Annotated in this window: 16 protein-coding genes; 13 read left to right on the top strand and 3 right to left on the bottom strand. The window is 58.9% G+C overall.

The annotated features are described in order from the left end of the window. Positions 1 to 12 precede the first annotated feature (12 nt). The 6 genes from rpmJ (at position 13) to rplQ (ending at position 3,015) form a co-directional block, all read left to right on the top strand. A complete protein-coding gene (gene rpmJ / locus JWZ97_RS11910) occupies positions 13 to 126 on the top strand; it encodes a 50S ribosomal protein L36 (protein ID WP_205429414.1) in 114 nt (37 codons plus the stop codon). 76 nt (positions 127 to 202) lie between these two features. Beyond that, positions 203 to 559 carry a 30S ribosomal protein S13 gene (gene rpsM / locus JWZ97_RS11905; protein ID WP_205429405.1) on the top strand — a complete coding sequence of 119 codons (357 nt, stop codon included), beginning with the start codon at positions 203 to 205 and terminating at the stop codon, positions 557 to 559. A 23-nt stretch (positions 560 to 582) separates the two neighbouring features. Next, the gene (gene rpsK, locus JWZ97_RS11900; protein ID WP_205429397.1) at positions 583 to 969 is read left to right on the top strand and encodes a 30S ribosomal protein S11; all 387 of its coding nucleotides are present in this window, start codon (positions 583 to 585) and stop codon (positions 967 to 969) included. A 20-nt stretch (positions 970 to 989) separates the two neighbouring features. Beyond that, positions 990 to 1,610, top strand: coding sequence for a 30S ribosomal protein S4 (gene rpsD, locus JWZ97_RS11895; RefSeq protein ID WP_205429389.1), 621 nt, complete (start codon positions 990 to 992; stop codon positions 1,608 to 1,610). A 15-nt stretch (positions 1,611 to 1,625) separates the two neighbouring features. Continuing rightward, a complete protein-coding gene (rpoA, locus tag JWZ97_RS11890; RefSeq protein WP_205429380.1) occupies positions 1,626 to 2,609 on the top strand; it encodes a DNA-directed RNA polymerase subunit alpha in 984 nt (327 codons plus the stop codon). 31 nt (positions 2,610 to 2,640) lie between these two features. Continuing rightward, a complete protein-coding gene (rplQ, locus tag JWZ97_RS11885) occupies positions 2,641 to 3,015 on the top strand; it encodes a 50S ribosomal protein L17 (protein WP_205429371.1) in 375 nt (124 codons plus the stop codon). Positions 3,016 to 3,114: 99 nt separating this feature from the next. On the opposite strand, the gene JWZ97_RS11880 is transcribed toward rplQ, so the two are convergent. From JWZ97_RS11880 to lplT, 3 genes are all read right to left on the bottom strand, one after another. Continuing rightward, positions 3,115 to 3,558, bottom strand: coding sequence for a hypothetical protein (locus JWZ97_RS11880; protein ID WP_205429369.1), 444 nt, complete (start codon positions 3,556 to 3,558; stop codon positions 3,115 to 3,117). Between the two features lie 505 nt (positions 3,559 to 4,063). Further along, positions 4,064 to 4,489, bottom strand: a complete 426-nt coding sequence (locus JWZ97_RS11875) for a YcgN family cysteine cluster protein (RefSeq protein ID WP_205434648.1) — start codon at positions 4,487 to 4,489, stop codon at positions 4,064 to 4,066. 2 nt (positions 4,490 to 4,491) lie between these two features. Then, a complete protein-coding gene (gene lplT / locus JWZ97_RS11870) occupies positions 4,492 to 5,697 on the bottom strand; it encodes a lysophospholipid transporter LplT (RefSeq protein WP_205429367.1) in 1,206 nt (401 codons plus the stop codon). A gap of 292 nt (positions 5,698 to 5,989) precedes the next feature. Between lplT and mraZ the strand changes: the two genes are divergently transcribed. Genes mraZ through mraY form a run of 7 tightly spaced genes read left to right on the top strand, consistent with a single transcriptional unit; the run spans position 5,990 to position 13,328 of the window. Further along, positions 5,990 to 6,448: a division/cell wall cluster transcriptional repressor MraZ gene (mraZ, locus tag JWZ97_RS11865; RefSeq protein ID WP_205429365.1), complete on the top strand. Its 459-nt coding sequence runs from the start codon at positions 5,990 to 5,992 to the stop codon at positions 6,446 to 6,448. Next, positions 6,448 to 7,377, top strand: coding sequence for a 16S rRNA (cytosine(1402)-N(4))-methyltransferase RsmH (rsmH, locus tag JWZ97_RS11860; protein WP_205429363.1), 930 nt, complete (start codon positions 6,448 to 6,450; stop codon positions 7,375 to 7,377). The genes mraZ and rsmH overlap by 1 nt, the downstream gene beginning before the upstream one ends. Continuing rightward, positions 7,374 to 7,631, top strand: coding sequence for a cell division protein FtsL (ftsL, locus tag JWZ97_RS11855; protein ID WP_205429361.1), 258 nt, complete (start codon positions 7,374 to 7,376; stop codon positions 7,629 to 7,631). Before rsmH ends, ftsL begins: the two co-directional genes overlap by 4 nt. Before the next feature lie 9 nt (positions 7,632 to 7,640). Continuing rightward, on the top strand, positions 7,641 to 9,365 hold the full coding sequence (locus tag JWZ97_RS11850) for a penicillin-binding protein 2 (RefSeq protein WP_205429359.1): 1,725 nt from the start codon (positions 7,641 to 7,643) through the stop codon (positions 9,363 to 9,365). Continuing rightward, positions 9,362 to 10,891 carry a UDP-N-acetylmuramoyl-L-alanyl-D-glutamate--2,6-diaminopimelate ligase gene (locus tag JWZ97_RS11845; protein ID WP_205429357.1) on the top strand — a complete coding sequence of 510 codons (1,530 nt, stop codon included), beginning with the start codon at positions 9,362 to 9,364 and terminating at the stop codon, positions 10,889 to 10,891. The genes JWZ97_RS11850 and JWZ97_RS11845 overlap by 4 nt, the downstream gene beginning before the upstream one ends. Next, positions 10,882 to 12,255, top strand: a complete 1,374-nt coding sequence (gene murF / locus JWZ97_RS11840) for a UDP-N-acetylmuramoyl-tripeptide--D-alanyl-D-alanine ligase (RefSeq protein ID WP_205429355.1) — start codon at positions 10,882 to 10,884, stop codon at positions 12,253 to 12,255. The genes JWZ97_RS11845 and murF overlap by 10 nt, the downstream gene beginning before the upstream one ends. Next, complete coding sequence (gene mraY / locus JWZ97_RS11835; protein ID WP_205429353.1) at positions 12,246 to 13,328, top strand: phospho-N-acetylmuramoyl-pentapeptide-transferase; 1,083 nt, start codon at positions 12,246 to 12,248, stop codon at positions 13,326 to 13,328. Before murF ends, mraY begins: the two co-directional genes overlap by 10 nt. Positions 13,329 to 13,334 lie beyond the last annotated feature (6 nt).

Raw genomic sequence — 13,334 nt, 5'->3', positions numbered from 1 at the left:
TGAGTAATTGAAATGAAAGTAAGAGCATCGGTAAAAAAGATTTGCAGAAATTGTAAGATCTTGAAGCGAAGTGGCACGGTGCGTGTGATTTGTAAAGACGCCCGCCATAAGCAAAGGCAGGGTTGAGATTGTCTTAACGCGCGCGATGCGATAAAATTCTCTTTTTTGCCGAGGCGCCTAATGAGTTCTGGAGACTTTTGAGATGGCACGTATTTCTGGGGTCAATATACCCGACAACAAGCACCTAGTGATTTCTTTGACTGCGATATACGGGATCGGGCGATCTCGCGCGGCCGATATTTGTAAGGAAGTGGGTGTTGAGCCGTCGGTAAAAGTTAAGAGCCTCGCAGAAGATCAAATCGAAAAAATTCGCGATGCCGTGTCAAGATACCTGGTTGAAGGTGATCTCAGGCGTGAAGTGTCCATGAATATCAAGCGTTTGATGGATCTGGGCTGCTATCGCGGGCTGCGTCACCGCAGAGGGTTGCCGGTAAGAGGGCAAAGAACTAGAACGAATGCTAGAACAAGAAAAGGCCCCCGGCGTCCTATTCGTAAATAATCAGGGTATCTAGAGGAATATAAATGGCTGGTGCAAACCGCTCGACCAAGCGCATTAGAAAAGATATCTCAGACGGTATCGCATACATTAGCGCGTCCTTCAATAACACTATTATCACCATCACCGATCGCAAGGGCAACGCGCTATCCTGGGCCACCGCGGGAGCATCTGGGTTTCGCGGGTCGCGCAAGAGCACTCCTTTCGCAGCGCAGGTCGCGGCAGAAAAGGCCGGTCTGGTGGCTAAGGAATACGGAATTAAAAATCTTGACGTTCGCATAAAGGGCCCTGGCCCGGGCAGGGAATCTGCCGTGCGATCCCTTAATAATTTGGGTTTCAAGATCTCTAATATCATCGACGGGACGCCTATTCCGCATAACGGTTGCCGGCCGCCTAAAAGGCGTCGTGTGTAAGGGGTTGGGAGTATAAAGTAATGGCAAGATATCTTGGACCTAAGTGTAAACTCGCGCGCAGAGAAGGAACGGATCTGTTCCTGAAGTCCAGGGGGAAATCCCTGGAGGGTAAGTGCAAGCTCGATCAGCAGCCAGGCCAGCACGGGTCGAAGCGTCCGCGCATGAGCAACTACGCAACTCAGTTGCGTGAAAAGCAGAAGCTGAGACGAATCTACGGGGTGCTGGAGCGCCAGTTCCGTAAATATTATTTCGCAGCCGCGCAGGGCAAGGGCTCTACCGGCGAAAACCTGTTGGATATATTGGAATCCCGCTTGGATAACGTGGTTTATCGCATGGGATTCGCCTCCACGCGCGCAGAAGCGCGGCAATTGGTCAGCCACAAGTCTGTCCTTGTGAACGGTAGTGTACTGAATATACCGTCGTATCAAGTTCGGGCGGGAGATGTGGTTGCTATCAAGGAGTCGTCTAAGAATCAGCAGCGCATTAAAGATGCGTTACAGGTTAGCGAGCAATACGGTTTCCCTGTGTGGGTCGACGTCGACGCGCAGAAGATGCAAGGCGTATTCAAATCCGCGCCTGATCGTAGCGAGCTGGGCTCCGATATAAACGAGCAACTGGTTGTAGAGTTATACTCGAAGTAAGTATAGGGTTACTTAATGCATAGCGATATTGCTGACCTCATCAAGCCGCGTCTGGTGGACGTAAGTCCTATAGATAGAAATAGCGCGCGAATTGTAATCGAACCCTTGGAGCGTGGCTTTGGTCATACTCTGGGTAATGCGCTCAGACGCGTACTGCTCTCCGCCATTCCTGGTTGCGCGGTTACCGAGGTGACAATCGAAGGCGTCCTGCATGAGTATTCTACGCTGGAGGGTGTGCATGAAGATGTTATCGATATACTGCTGAATATTAAGAATTTGGCGATACGGAACAGCGCAGGCCGCCCGGCTTATTTGAAGCTTGCTAAATCCGGAGCGGGCCAGGTTGTCGCTGCGGATATTGAGCTGACCAGTGATATCGAGATAGTCAATCCGGGGTTGGTGATTGCCAATCTAACCGACGCGGGCGAATTGAATGCAACCTTGAAGGTTGAGACGGGTCGTGGGTACCGGCCTGTGGCGCAAAGGAGCGCGCTTGGGGAGGAGGCTCCCATAGGTTCATTACAGATCGATGCGTCATTTAGCCCCATTAGGAAGGTGTCTTATACGGTCGAGAGTGCGCGCGTAGAGCAGCGTACAGACCTGGATAGGCTGATTATCGAGATGGAAACGAACGGCACCGTCGATCCCGAGCAGGTGGTCAGGCATGCGGCTTCGATACTCAATGATCATTTGTCGGTATTCGTCGATCTGAAAGGCCCGGTCGCGGGTGGTCGTTCGGAATCCAAGCCGTCTTTCGATCCTTTGCTGCTGAGGCTGGTCGATGATCTGGAGTTGACGGTCCGCTCAGCTAATTGCCTGAAGGCAGAGAATATTTTCTATATCGGGGATTTGATTCAACGGACGGAAGTCGATTTGTTAAAAACTCCGAATTTAGGCAAGAAGTCCCTCACTGAGATCAAAGACGTTCTCGCCAATAAGGGACTTTCTCTCGGGATGCGCTTGGAAAACTGGCCTCCTGAAGGTTTGAAAAACGACTAAAGAGCTTTAATTAAATTGTCTGGGAACACATATGCGGCATCGCAAGTCGGGTAAAAAGCTTAATATCACCAGCAGCCATAAAAAAGCGCTGTTTCGCAACATGGCGGTTTCGCTTTTTGAGAACGAAATCATCAAGACAACGTTGCCTAAGGCGAAGGAAATTAGACGGTTTGCTGAGCCTTTAATCACGTTATCGAAGACCGATAGCTTCGCAGCCAAGCGGCTTGCATTCGATCGCTTGCGGAGCCGCGATGCGGTGGCCAAGTTGTTTAATGTATTGGGGCCCCGTTACGCCGGCCGTCCAGGCGGGTATCTGCGCATTTTGAAGTGCGGCTTTAGGCCGGGCGACTCCGCGCCGATGGCGTATGTGGAGTTGGTCGATCGAAGCCAGGGCAGCTCTGATTGATGTGATTCAATCCGATTACTCGTTACGGCGAGTTCGGGATAGAACGCGGCGACTTAAATGGCGCCGCGTTTTTTTTGCTCAGGATTGATTGCTCGAACGTCATATCAACCCCAGGGCCAATCCAAGGAAGAGCAAAAGGACTGCGACGACTAAGAATTTCAGTGTGAAGTCGGCAATGGTTTTTAGTATCCGATCTCGAAACTCGGCCAGCCGTGCAATTGCGTCGAGGTCGATTTTTCCGACGTCTTCGTCTTCAAGCGTACTGGTGGGAACAAATCCCAGACGTTCGAATTGGTAGCCTTGACTCAGTGCAGCGATTCTTTCTTGGGCTTGTCCGCAACGAAAGGCGAAGTCGGCCAGGGCGTCTGGATCAGAAGCTGATTGCGCTAACTCATGGGCGAGCCGATCCAGTGCCAGGAGTTCGCTTGCTAGTTCCTTCGGCAATTCCCCGTCGATATCGGCGACCAAGTCTGTCAAATTTTCTCCTTTAGCATCGAAGGATGTTCTCAGTAACCGCGTGGACGTCTGCAGATAGTCGTTCATGGTATTGGGGACTTGCCGTTAAGTTAAGGAGTTGTGCAGAGATATGGGGCTATTCGTTTGAATTAAAAGCATAAAGTCATGAGAGTCGCTTGGGTGGACCCATGCCGCCATTCTCTCCGACGGCGTCTCCCCTTTGATCCAGCATTCGTTGCCGCGCACCGGATCCACGAAATCGCCTTTTCCGTCGTATCCGCATTCCTGCCCGGCGCCTTCGAAGACGGCCTGCAATTCTTTGCCGGACGCGTAGTTCGTCAGCCTCAGACTTCTTGGCTCCGCGTGGCGGGCTAACGCGCCGCTTCGCAAGTCAGATAAATTGATCGTCGCTACATTCGAGGCTTTGAACGAGTGTCTGACCCTCGTCGGAGCGCGCGAGCGCGTATTCGGTGTCGCCAGTGGCGGCCGGCCCTGTTGCGTGGCGCACGCCTTTGGTCTGTCCGCAACCACCTTCTTCTATCCGGCGGGAGTACGAATAGGGAGGCTTAAGCTTAAGTGCATTGGGGCGAGTTTATTCGAAGTCTTCGATAACGAAGTCGGCCGGGTCGGTGTCCGGTGTTTCGGCAATGCCGAATTCCCGGACGGAGATACCGGCAAGATGTACGGACGCGGGGTCGCCGGTGCGTAACGGGTGCCAGGCAGGCAAATCCTTGTTCTCTGCCAGCAGGCGATAAGCGCAACTGGATGGCAGCCACGAGAGTAGATAATTGGCGTGCCGCAGGCTCAGGCAGTTGCTTACGAGATGGAAGCGCTCGGAATATTGCGTGCATCGCGCGCTATCAATATCGAGCAGTCTGCAGGCGACGCGGGTGAAGAATATTTCTCCGCTATCTTCGTCCTCAATTTTGTGCAGGCAACACTTACCACAGCCGTCGCAGAGGGATTCCCATTCGTCGTCCGTCATTTCGTTCAGGGTTTTGGTTCGCCAAAAATCCATGCTCATGAGCGACGGGTGGACAGTTTGAGGCGTCCCACACCTATGAGGGTGAGTCCAATGAAGATAATGGCTCCGAAGCCAACTGCGGCATGAGCCGCATCGACCCCATGATCTATGGAAAATGTGTATAAGCCAACCATGAAGAGCATGGCGAGATTCTCGAATAGATTTTGGATGGCTATAGCATGGCCGGCACCGACCGTGTGATGTCCGCGCTCTTGTAACAGGGCGTTCAGTGGTACAACGAACATTCCGCCGCTGAGTCCGATCGTGACCAGGAATACAACTGCCAGCACCAAGTCGTGCGCCGGCGCGAGCATCATGATGACAGGCCCTATCAACAGACCCGGCCATAACGCGCGGTTGACGGTGTCAAGACGTATCCAGGCCGATGCCAATGCGGCGCCGCCAGCGATGCCGATGGCGACCGCCCCGTTTAGATTGGCGGGTGTGCTCGTGTCGTGGATGTCCAGCGCGAGCGGGACCCAGGCCACCAATAGAAGGCGCAGCGTTGCCCCGCTGCCCCAAAAAAGGCTGGTACAGCCTAGAGAAAAGCGCGCGTCCCGATCTTTAAGCATGAGTGCGCTGCTTGTTATGAATCCCCGGAGAAGTTCAGACGGGCTAAAGCGCTCCCCAGTATGGGCGGCGGGGATATTGGGGATGAACAGATTGGCCAGCATAGCGCCCGCGTAGCAGGCGAGGACGGTCCATAGGGCCAGAGGAACGGCGATGTCGGCGAGCCAACCGCCGGCAGCGACGCCTAGCAGGATAGCCACGATCGTCGAGCCTTCCATCAGGCCGTTGGCGGCAACCAATCGGTCGGCGCTTACCATCTCGGAAAGTATCCCATATTTGGCCGGCGAATAAGCCGCGGCACCTACGCCTACCAAACCGTACGCCCATAAGGGGTGGATACCCCCCAGCATGGCGACTCCCCCCGCCAGTTTAAGCGAATTGGCCAGCAGCATTACCCGTCCTTTGGCGAACGCATCGGCGAGCGGGCCGGCGAAAGGTGCGAGCAGGATAAATGCGACGACAAAAAATTCCTGCAGAAGGGGAATCCAGGACTCCGGCCGTTGTTGCGACTTGATCAGCGCAATGGCGGCGAACAACAAGGCATTGTCGGCCAAGGCGGAGAGAAACTGGGCGATCAGCACCGCCGTCAGTGCGTTAGGCAGAGTGGCTTGAGCGGTGGGAGTGGCCTTCATGGCGGCAATTTATTCGGAATCGAGACGGTCGGCAAGGCGGGAAATCGTTCAAGGGCGACGCGCAGTCGCTCCAGCTCAGGGTGTGGATGGCGGCTAGTCTGGCTTGGGCCGAGTGCGGTTTTTTGCCGATTGATTACTGGCAACTACATGTAAATAAAAGAAATAGAAGGTCTGTCTGAGCGCCTGGCGGCGGTCGGCGATCCGCTTGACTTAATCACGGTTGGTTTCTATATTGCCCCAAAAGTGGAGTGAAGTGGGTAAAAATGGAGATTAATGGGGTTAGGGGGGGGCATTGTTTCGGGGCGTCAATCCAATCAACCTTGATGAAAAAGGCCGTTTGGCCATACCGACTCGCTATCGGCCGGAGTTGAAGGATTGTTGCGACCATCAATTGGTGCTGACGGTCGGTCTCGATAAGTGCCTCATGCTTTATCCATTACCCGAATGGGAGGACATCGAACGCAAGCTGGTCAAGCTTCCCAGCCTCGATAAGCGTACGAAACGCCTGCAACGACTGCTGATCGGCCACGCCACCGAGTGCGAGATGGACGGTCAGGGGCGGGTATTGATCTCGGAACCCTTGCGCAAGTTTGCCGGCCTCGAAAAACGAGTGGTCTTGATCGGCCAGGGCAACAAGTTCGAATTGTGGGATGAGGAGGTGTGGAACCGCAGCCGCGACGAGTGGATGGACGAGGAGGGATTGGACGATTTGACCGATCTGTCCCCGGAACTGGGCTCCTTGTCTTTCTAATGACCGAGCCTCAGCACGCACACACGCCGGTGATGCTGGCCGAATCTCTGGCCGGGCTTGCGATACGTCCAGATGGATTTTATGTGGACTGCACCTTCGGCCGGGGTGGGCACGCGCGTGCCATCCTGGATCGCTTGGGGCCCGAAGGCCGATTGTTGGCGTTGGACAAAGATCCGCATGCCGTCGCGGCGGGGGAAGCTCTAAGCCGGGACGATGCGCGTTTCACTATCGAACACGCCAGCTATGCGGAACTGAGGTCGCGGCTCGAGTCTCACGGGGCCTTGGGTCGTGTAGCAGGGGTCCTGATGGATTTGGGTGTGTCTTCGCCGCAACTGGACGACACCGACAGGGGATTCAGCTTCTTGCGCGAGGGGCCTTTGGATATGCGCATGGATATCACTCGAGGTCCGACCGCTGCGGAATGGCTGGCTACGATCGGCGAGCGGGAGTTGGTCCGTGTGTTACGGGAGTACGGCGAGGAGCGTTATGCCGGGCGCATCGCGCGCGCCATAGTCGCGGCACGGCCGCTGGCCACTACCCGTGAGTTGGCCGAGGTGATCGAGAAAGCCGCTCCGTCCAGGGAAAAGAACAAGCATCCCGCGACCCGTGCATTCCAGGCGATACGCATCGCGGTCAATCGGGAACTGGACGACCTGGACGCGGCGCTGGCGCAGACCCTCGATGTGCTGCAGCCTGGGGGAAGACTGGTCGTTATCGCATTCCATTCGCTCGAGGATCGCATCGTGAAGCGTTTTATCCGTGAACAAGAGCGAGGCAAGCCCCAGCCGAGCCACCTCCCCTGGGTGGATCAGCCACCGTCGCGCCTCAAGCGCATCGGCAAGGCGCAACTACCGGGGCGGGAGGAAACCGAAATCAATGTTCGCGCCCGGAGCGCAGTCCTGCGCGTAGCGGAGCGAGTTGCGGAATGAGAGGGCTATTGCTGTTGTTGACATTGGTTCTGGCCTCGGCGTTGGCGGTCGTCTACACCAAATACCGCTCGCGCATGCTGTTCGCTGAAATTCAAAGGCTCGAACAGGAGCTGGAGGCCTATGAAGTGGAATGGGGGCAGCTCCAGTTGGAGCAGAACACCTGGGCCGAGCGCAGTCGTATAGAAAGGCTGGCCCGCACCCGCTTGGGCATGGTGCTGCCGCAGCGGGAATCCATTATTTACATCAAACCCTGACGAACCGCCATGATGCTGATACACCGACCGAAAGCAAAGGAGGAGGCAGACTATGTCGGCCGCTGGCGTTTCCTCTTGCTGGGCATTTTGACGGGGATGCTCGTGCTGGTGGGGAGGGCGGTCGATCTGCAGGTACTGGATCACCAGTTTCTTCAGCACCAGGGCGATATGCGTCATGTCGGCCTCATGCCCGTGCCTGCCCATCGCGGTCGCATCATCGATCGCAACGGAGAACTGCTGGCGATCAGCACGCCGGTCAAGTCCGTGTGGGTCAATCCCAAGGAGTTCGATGCCAGTCCGCGTAACCTGAAGGTCCTGGGCGATACCCTTGGTGTGCCCGTGGCGGAACTGCGTAAACGGGTAGCGGATACGGAGCGGGGTTTCGTCTATTTGAAGCGACGCATCAGCCCCGAGTTGGCCGATCAGGCCATGGCGCTGGACCTGCCCGGCTTATACGCCGAGCGCGAGTTTCGACGCTACTACCCCGCCGGCGAAGTCACCTCGCATCTACTGGGTTTCAACAATATCGACGACCATGGCCAGGAAGGCCTGGAACTGGCGTACGACGATTGGCTGAAAGGCGTGCCCGGCGCTCATCGCATCATCCGCGACGGCAAGCGCCGCATCATCGAGGATCTGGAAACCGTCAGGCAGCCCACGCCCGGTAAGGATTTGACCGTCAGTGTGGATCAACGCCTTCAATACCTCGCCTACCGCGAGTTGAAGAAGGCCGTGTTGCAGCACAAGGCGAAATCGGGGTCCCTGGTGTTGCTTGATGCGACCAATGGTGAAGTCTTGGCCATGGTCAACCAGCCGTCGTTCAATCCGAACAGCCGGGGCAAGCTGAGTGGCAGCGTCACGCGCAACCGCGCGATCACCGACGTGTTCGAGCCCGGATCCACCATCAAGCCTTTCCTGGTGGCTTGCGCTCTCGAACTGGGCAAGGTCAGGCCGGATACTCCCATCGACACCGCGCCGGGACAGATGCACGTCGGCCACAACATCGTGAAGGACGTGCACAACTACGGCAGGCTGGACGTCGCCGGTGTCCTGCAGAAATCCAGCAACGTCGGGGTCACCAAGATCGCGCTCGGCCTGCCTTCGAACAAATTCTGGGCCTTTTACAATAACCTCGGATTCGGCCAGCCGCTGGATACCGGTTTCCCCGGCGAGTCCAGCGGCCGTTTGAGCGAACACCAGAGTTGGCGCCAGTTCGAGCAGGCGACGCTGTCGTTCGGCTATGGCCTGTCCACTTCCCTGTTGCAACTGGGGCGCGCCTACCTGGCCTTGGCCAACGAGGGCGTGATGCCCATGGTTGGCTTGCTCAAACGCGATAAACAGGTCGAAACCCATCGCATCATGTCGGCGCAAACCGCAGGCAGCGTGGTGAGCATGCTGGAGCGTGTGGTGACGCGCGAAGGCACGGCCCTCAAGGCCAGCATTCCCGGTTATCGGGTCGCCGGGAAAACCGGTACGGTCAAGAAGACTTCCGGCCACGGCTATACGGAATCCAGTCATTTGTCCCTGTTCGCGGGCATGGCACCCGCCAGCGATCCCAAACTGGTCATGGTGGTGATGATCGATGAGCCGGCGGCGGGGGAATACTACGGCGGGGCGGTGGCCGCGCCGGTGTTTTCCAGTGTGATGGAAGGCGCATTGCGCCAGTTGAACGTCCCGCCGGATCAGGCCGAAAACGTCCAGACCGCCGCCGTCGGCGGAGCGGGAGAGTTATGAGCCCCGGCCGGGATCAGGCCTCCGTGATTACCCTGGATCGTCTGCTGGCCGGTATAGCCGATGGCCAGGCTGCGCCGGCGTTGCCGGTGGGTGGCCTGTGCCACGACAGCCGGGCGCTGAAAGCGGGCGATGTGTTTTGCGCCCTGGCCGGCACGCGCGTCCACGGCATGGCGCATGCCGCCCAGGCCTTGGCGGCGGGTGCGTCGGCCGTCTTGTACGACCCGGCCCAGGGCGGCCGCGGGCTGGCCTGGGGCATCGATGCGGTACCTTGTGTGCCGGTCGAGTTTCTCGATCAGCGCCTGGGACTTTTGGCCGGCCGGTTTTACGGAGAACCGTCGCATCTGCTGGAAGCCATCGCCGTCACCGGCACCAACGGCAAAACCTCGTGCAGCCATTTCCTGGCCGATGCCCTGGCGGCGGAGCATACGTCCGCCGTCATCGGTACCCTGGGCTGGGGCCGGCCGGGCGCCTTGCGCGCCACCCGCCATACCACGCCCGATGCCATCGAAATCCACGCCTTGCTCGCCCGTTTGCATGCGGAAGGCGTCGACAGTGTGATCATGGAGGCCTCGTCTCACGGCTTGGTGCAAGGACGTCTGAACGGCGTGCGCTTTCGTGGCGCGCTATTCACCAATCTCAGCCGCGATCATCTGGATTTCCACGGCAACATGGAAGCTTATCTGGAAGCCAAGCTGAAATTGGTGGAGTGGCCTGGCTTGGAGTATCTCGCGTTCAATCTGGACGATGCCAGCGCGGGCTCGATCCTGGCGCGTGCGCCGAATGCGCTGCGCAAGATAGGATTCGGCCTGTCCGTCGAGCACCGCGCGGCCGACGAAGTGCTTTCGGCCGAGGACGTGAGCCACGAACCGATCGGGCTGAGTTTTCGCGCCCGTTTCGCTGGACGCAGTGTGGAGGTACAGGCGCCGGTATACGGTGACTACAACGTACAAAATCTGCTCGGCGCGATGGCCGTGCTGCTGGGGCGTGGATTGACCCTGGATGAGGCCGCTCTGCGCTTGGCGCGGGTGCGTCCGGTTCCGGGGCGCATGGAGCGCTTTCAACAAGGCAACAGCCCCGCCGTGGTGGTCGATTATGCGCACACGCCAGATGCGCTGGAAAAAACCCTGAGCGGCCTGCGGCGCCACAGCCCGGGACGCTTGTGGGTGGTGTTCGGCTGCGGCGGCGATCGCGACCGCGGCAAGCGGCCGCAAATGGGTTATATCGCCGCACGCGGGGCCGATCGGGTCATCGTGACGGACGACAATCCGCGCTACGAGGATGGCGATGCCATCGTTGCCGAAATTTTGGCCGGCGCCGCAGGGGAGGAAACCGAAGTCGCGGTCATGCGCGACCGGCACCTCGCCATCCAGGCGGCCATCGAGGAGGCCCAAGCGGGCGACATCGTGCTGGTGGCCGGCAAGGGGCATGAAATCTACCAGGAGATCGCGGGCGTGAAATATCCGTTCAGCGACCGGGAGGTTGTGGAGGAATCGCTGCGGGCCCGGGGGGAGGCTTCATGCGCCTGAGCCAACTGGCAGCCCTAACCGGCGGCGAACTGCGCGGCGCCGACCGCGAATTCGCCACGGTCGGAATCGATTCCCGCACCCTGGCGCCGAGAGACTTGTTTTTCGCACTGACCGGGCCGCGCTTCGACGGCCATGCCTACATCGCGGATGCGTTCGATCGCGGCGCGTGCGGGGCCGTGGTCGAACGCTGGGTCGACGGTGATTTGCCGCAGATTCGGGTCGCCGATACCCGGCTGGCCCTGGGGCAGTTGGGTAAGTCCTGGCGGCTGAGCCGGCGGGCCCGGGTGGTCGGCCTGACCGGCAGCAACGGCAAGACCACGGTCAAGGAAATGATTGCCGCCATTCTCGGGGTAGGCGCGTCCGTGCTGAGCACGCGCGGTAACCTCAACAACGATCTCGGGGTACCGTTGACCTTGCTCGGCCTGCGCCCCGAACACCGTTACGCGGTTATCGAGATGGGTGCCAATCACCCAGGCGAAATCGCATATGTCGCCGGCCTGGCCCAGCCCGAGATTGCCGTGATCACCAATGCCGGTTCCGCCCATCTGGAAGGGTTCGGCAGCCGCGAGGGTGTGGCCCGAGCCAAAGGCGAGATCGTCGCCGCCCTGGGCACAGAAGGCATCGCCGTGCTGAACGCCGACGATCCGTTCTTCAGCCTGTGGCGGGAAATCGCCGGTCGGCGCCGCGTGCAGAGTTTCGGATTCGGCGCCGGCGCCGATGTGCGCGGCTTGGCCGAAACGATCGGTCAGGCCTGCGGCGAGGACGGTTTCGAGACCCGCTTCGAATATGAGCAGGCCGGCCGGTGTCAGAGCATACGGCTGGGCTTGGCGGGGCGGCACAACGTCGCCAACGCGTTGGCTGCGATCGCAGTCGCGGACGCGCTGGGCATAGGCCCGGAGCAGATCGCCGAAGGCCTGTCGCGCGTGAAGCCGGTGCCCGGCCGCCTGCAACTCCTGCACACCGGCCATGGCGCCTCGATCGTCAACGATACCTACAACGCCAATCCGTCCTCCTTCGCGGCCGCCCTGGACGTGCTGCTGGATCTGCCCGGCGAGCCCTGGATCGCCCTGGGCGCGTTCGGCGAGTTGGGCGCAGACAGCGCCGGATTACACGCCGAATTGGGGCGGGAGGCCAAGCGGCGCGGAGTGGCGCGCCTGTATGCCACAGGCTCCCTCGCCGAAAAGGCGGTGGAGACCTTCGGCGAGGGAGCCGAATATTTCGCCGATCAGGATGATCTGATCGGCCATCTCGAACAAGCCGTGCGGCCGGGCGTCGTCGTCCTGGTCAAGGGATCGCGCAGCCAGCGCATGGAGCGCGTCGTACAAGCCCTGAGCGTGGGCCGAGAGTCCAAGACATGCTGCTGAAACTTGCCCTATTGCTGGAAGGCTATTTCAACGTCTTCCGCGTATTCCATTATTTGACCTTCCGGGCGATCCTGGGCGTGCTGACCGCGCTCATCATCTCCTTCATCATCGGTCCGGCCATGATACGCCAGCTCAGCCGCTACAAGATCGGCCAGAGCGTGCGCGACGACGGGCCGCAGTCGCATTTTTCCAAGGCCGGGACGCCGACGATGGGCGGTGCGCTGATCCTGGTTTCCATCGGCATCACCACGCTGCTGTGGGCGGATTTGAGCAATCGCTATGTCTGGGTGACTCTGCTGGTGACCCTGGGTTTCGGCATCGTCGGATTCGTCGACGATTACAAGAAACTGGTGCTGCGCAACAGCAAGGGATTGGCTGCCCGGTATAAATATCTCTGGCAGTCGGTGTTCGGCTTCGCCGCGGCGATTTTCCTCTACTCAACCGCCGTGCTGCCCGCCGAGACCACCCTGATCGTGCCCTTTTTTAAGCAGATCATGCTCAATATAGGCTGGGTGTATGTGCTGCTGACCTATTTCGTCATCGTGGGTACGAGCAATGCCGTGAACCTCACGGACGGCCTCGACGGCCTGGCCATCATGCCGACGGTGCTGGTGGGCGGCGCCCTGGGGATCTTCGCCTATGCATCGGGCAACATTAAATTCGCCGAATACTTGGGCATCCCGTTCTTGCCTCTGGCGGGCGAGCTGATCGTCTATTGCGGTGCCTTGGTGGGCGCGGGGCTGGGTTTCCTGTGGTTCAACGCCTATCCGGCGCAGGTTTTCATGGGCGACGTCGGCGCCCTGGCGCTGGGGGCTGGGCTGGGGGTGATCGCGGTGCTCGTGCGTCAGGAAATCGTGCTGATGATCATGGGCGGCGTGTTCGTCATGGAAACCGTATCGGTGATGCTGCAGGTCCTGTCGTTCAAGCTGACCGGCAAGCGCATCTTCCGCATGGCCCCCATACATCATCATTTCGAACTCAAAGGTTGGCCCGAGCCCCGCGTCATCGTGCGGTTCTGGATCATCACCGTCATCCTGGTCCTCTGCGGCCTGGCGACCTTGAAACTGCGCTGACGATGA

The sequence above is a fragment of the Methylococcus sp. EFPC2 genome (assembly GCF_016925495.1).
GTDB lineage: Bacteria > Pseudomonadota > Gammaproteobacteria > Methylococcales > Methylococcaceae > EFPC2.
Note: the sequence above shows the minus strand (reverse complement) of the source record. Positions and strands in the feature narration are given on the sequence as shown.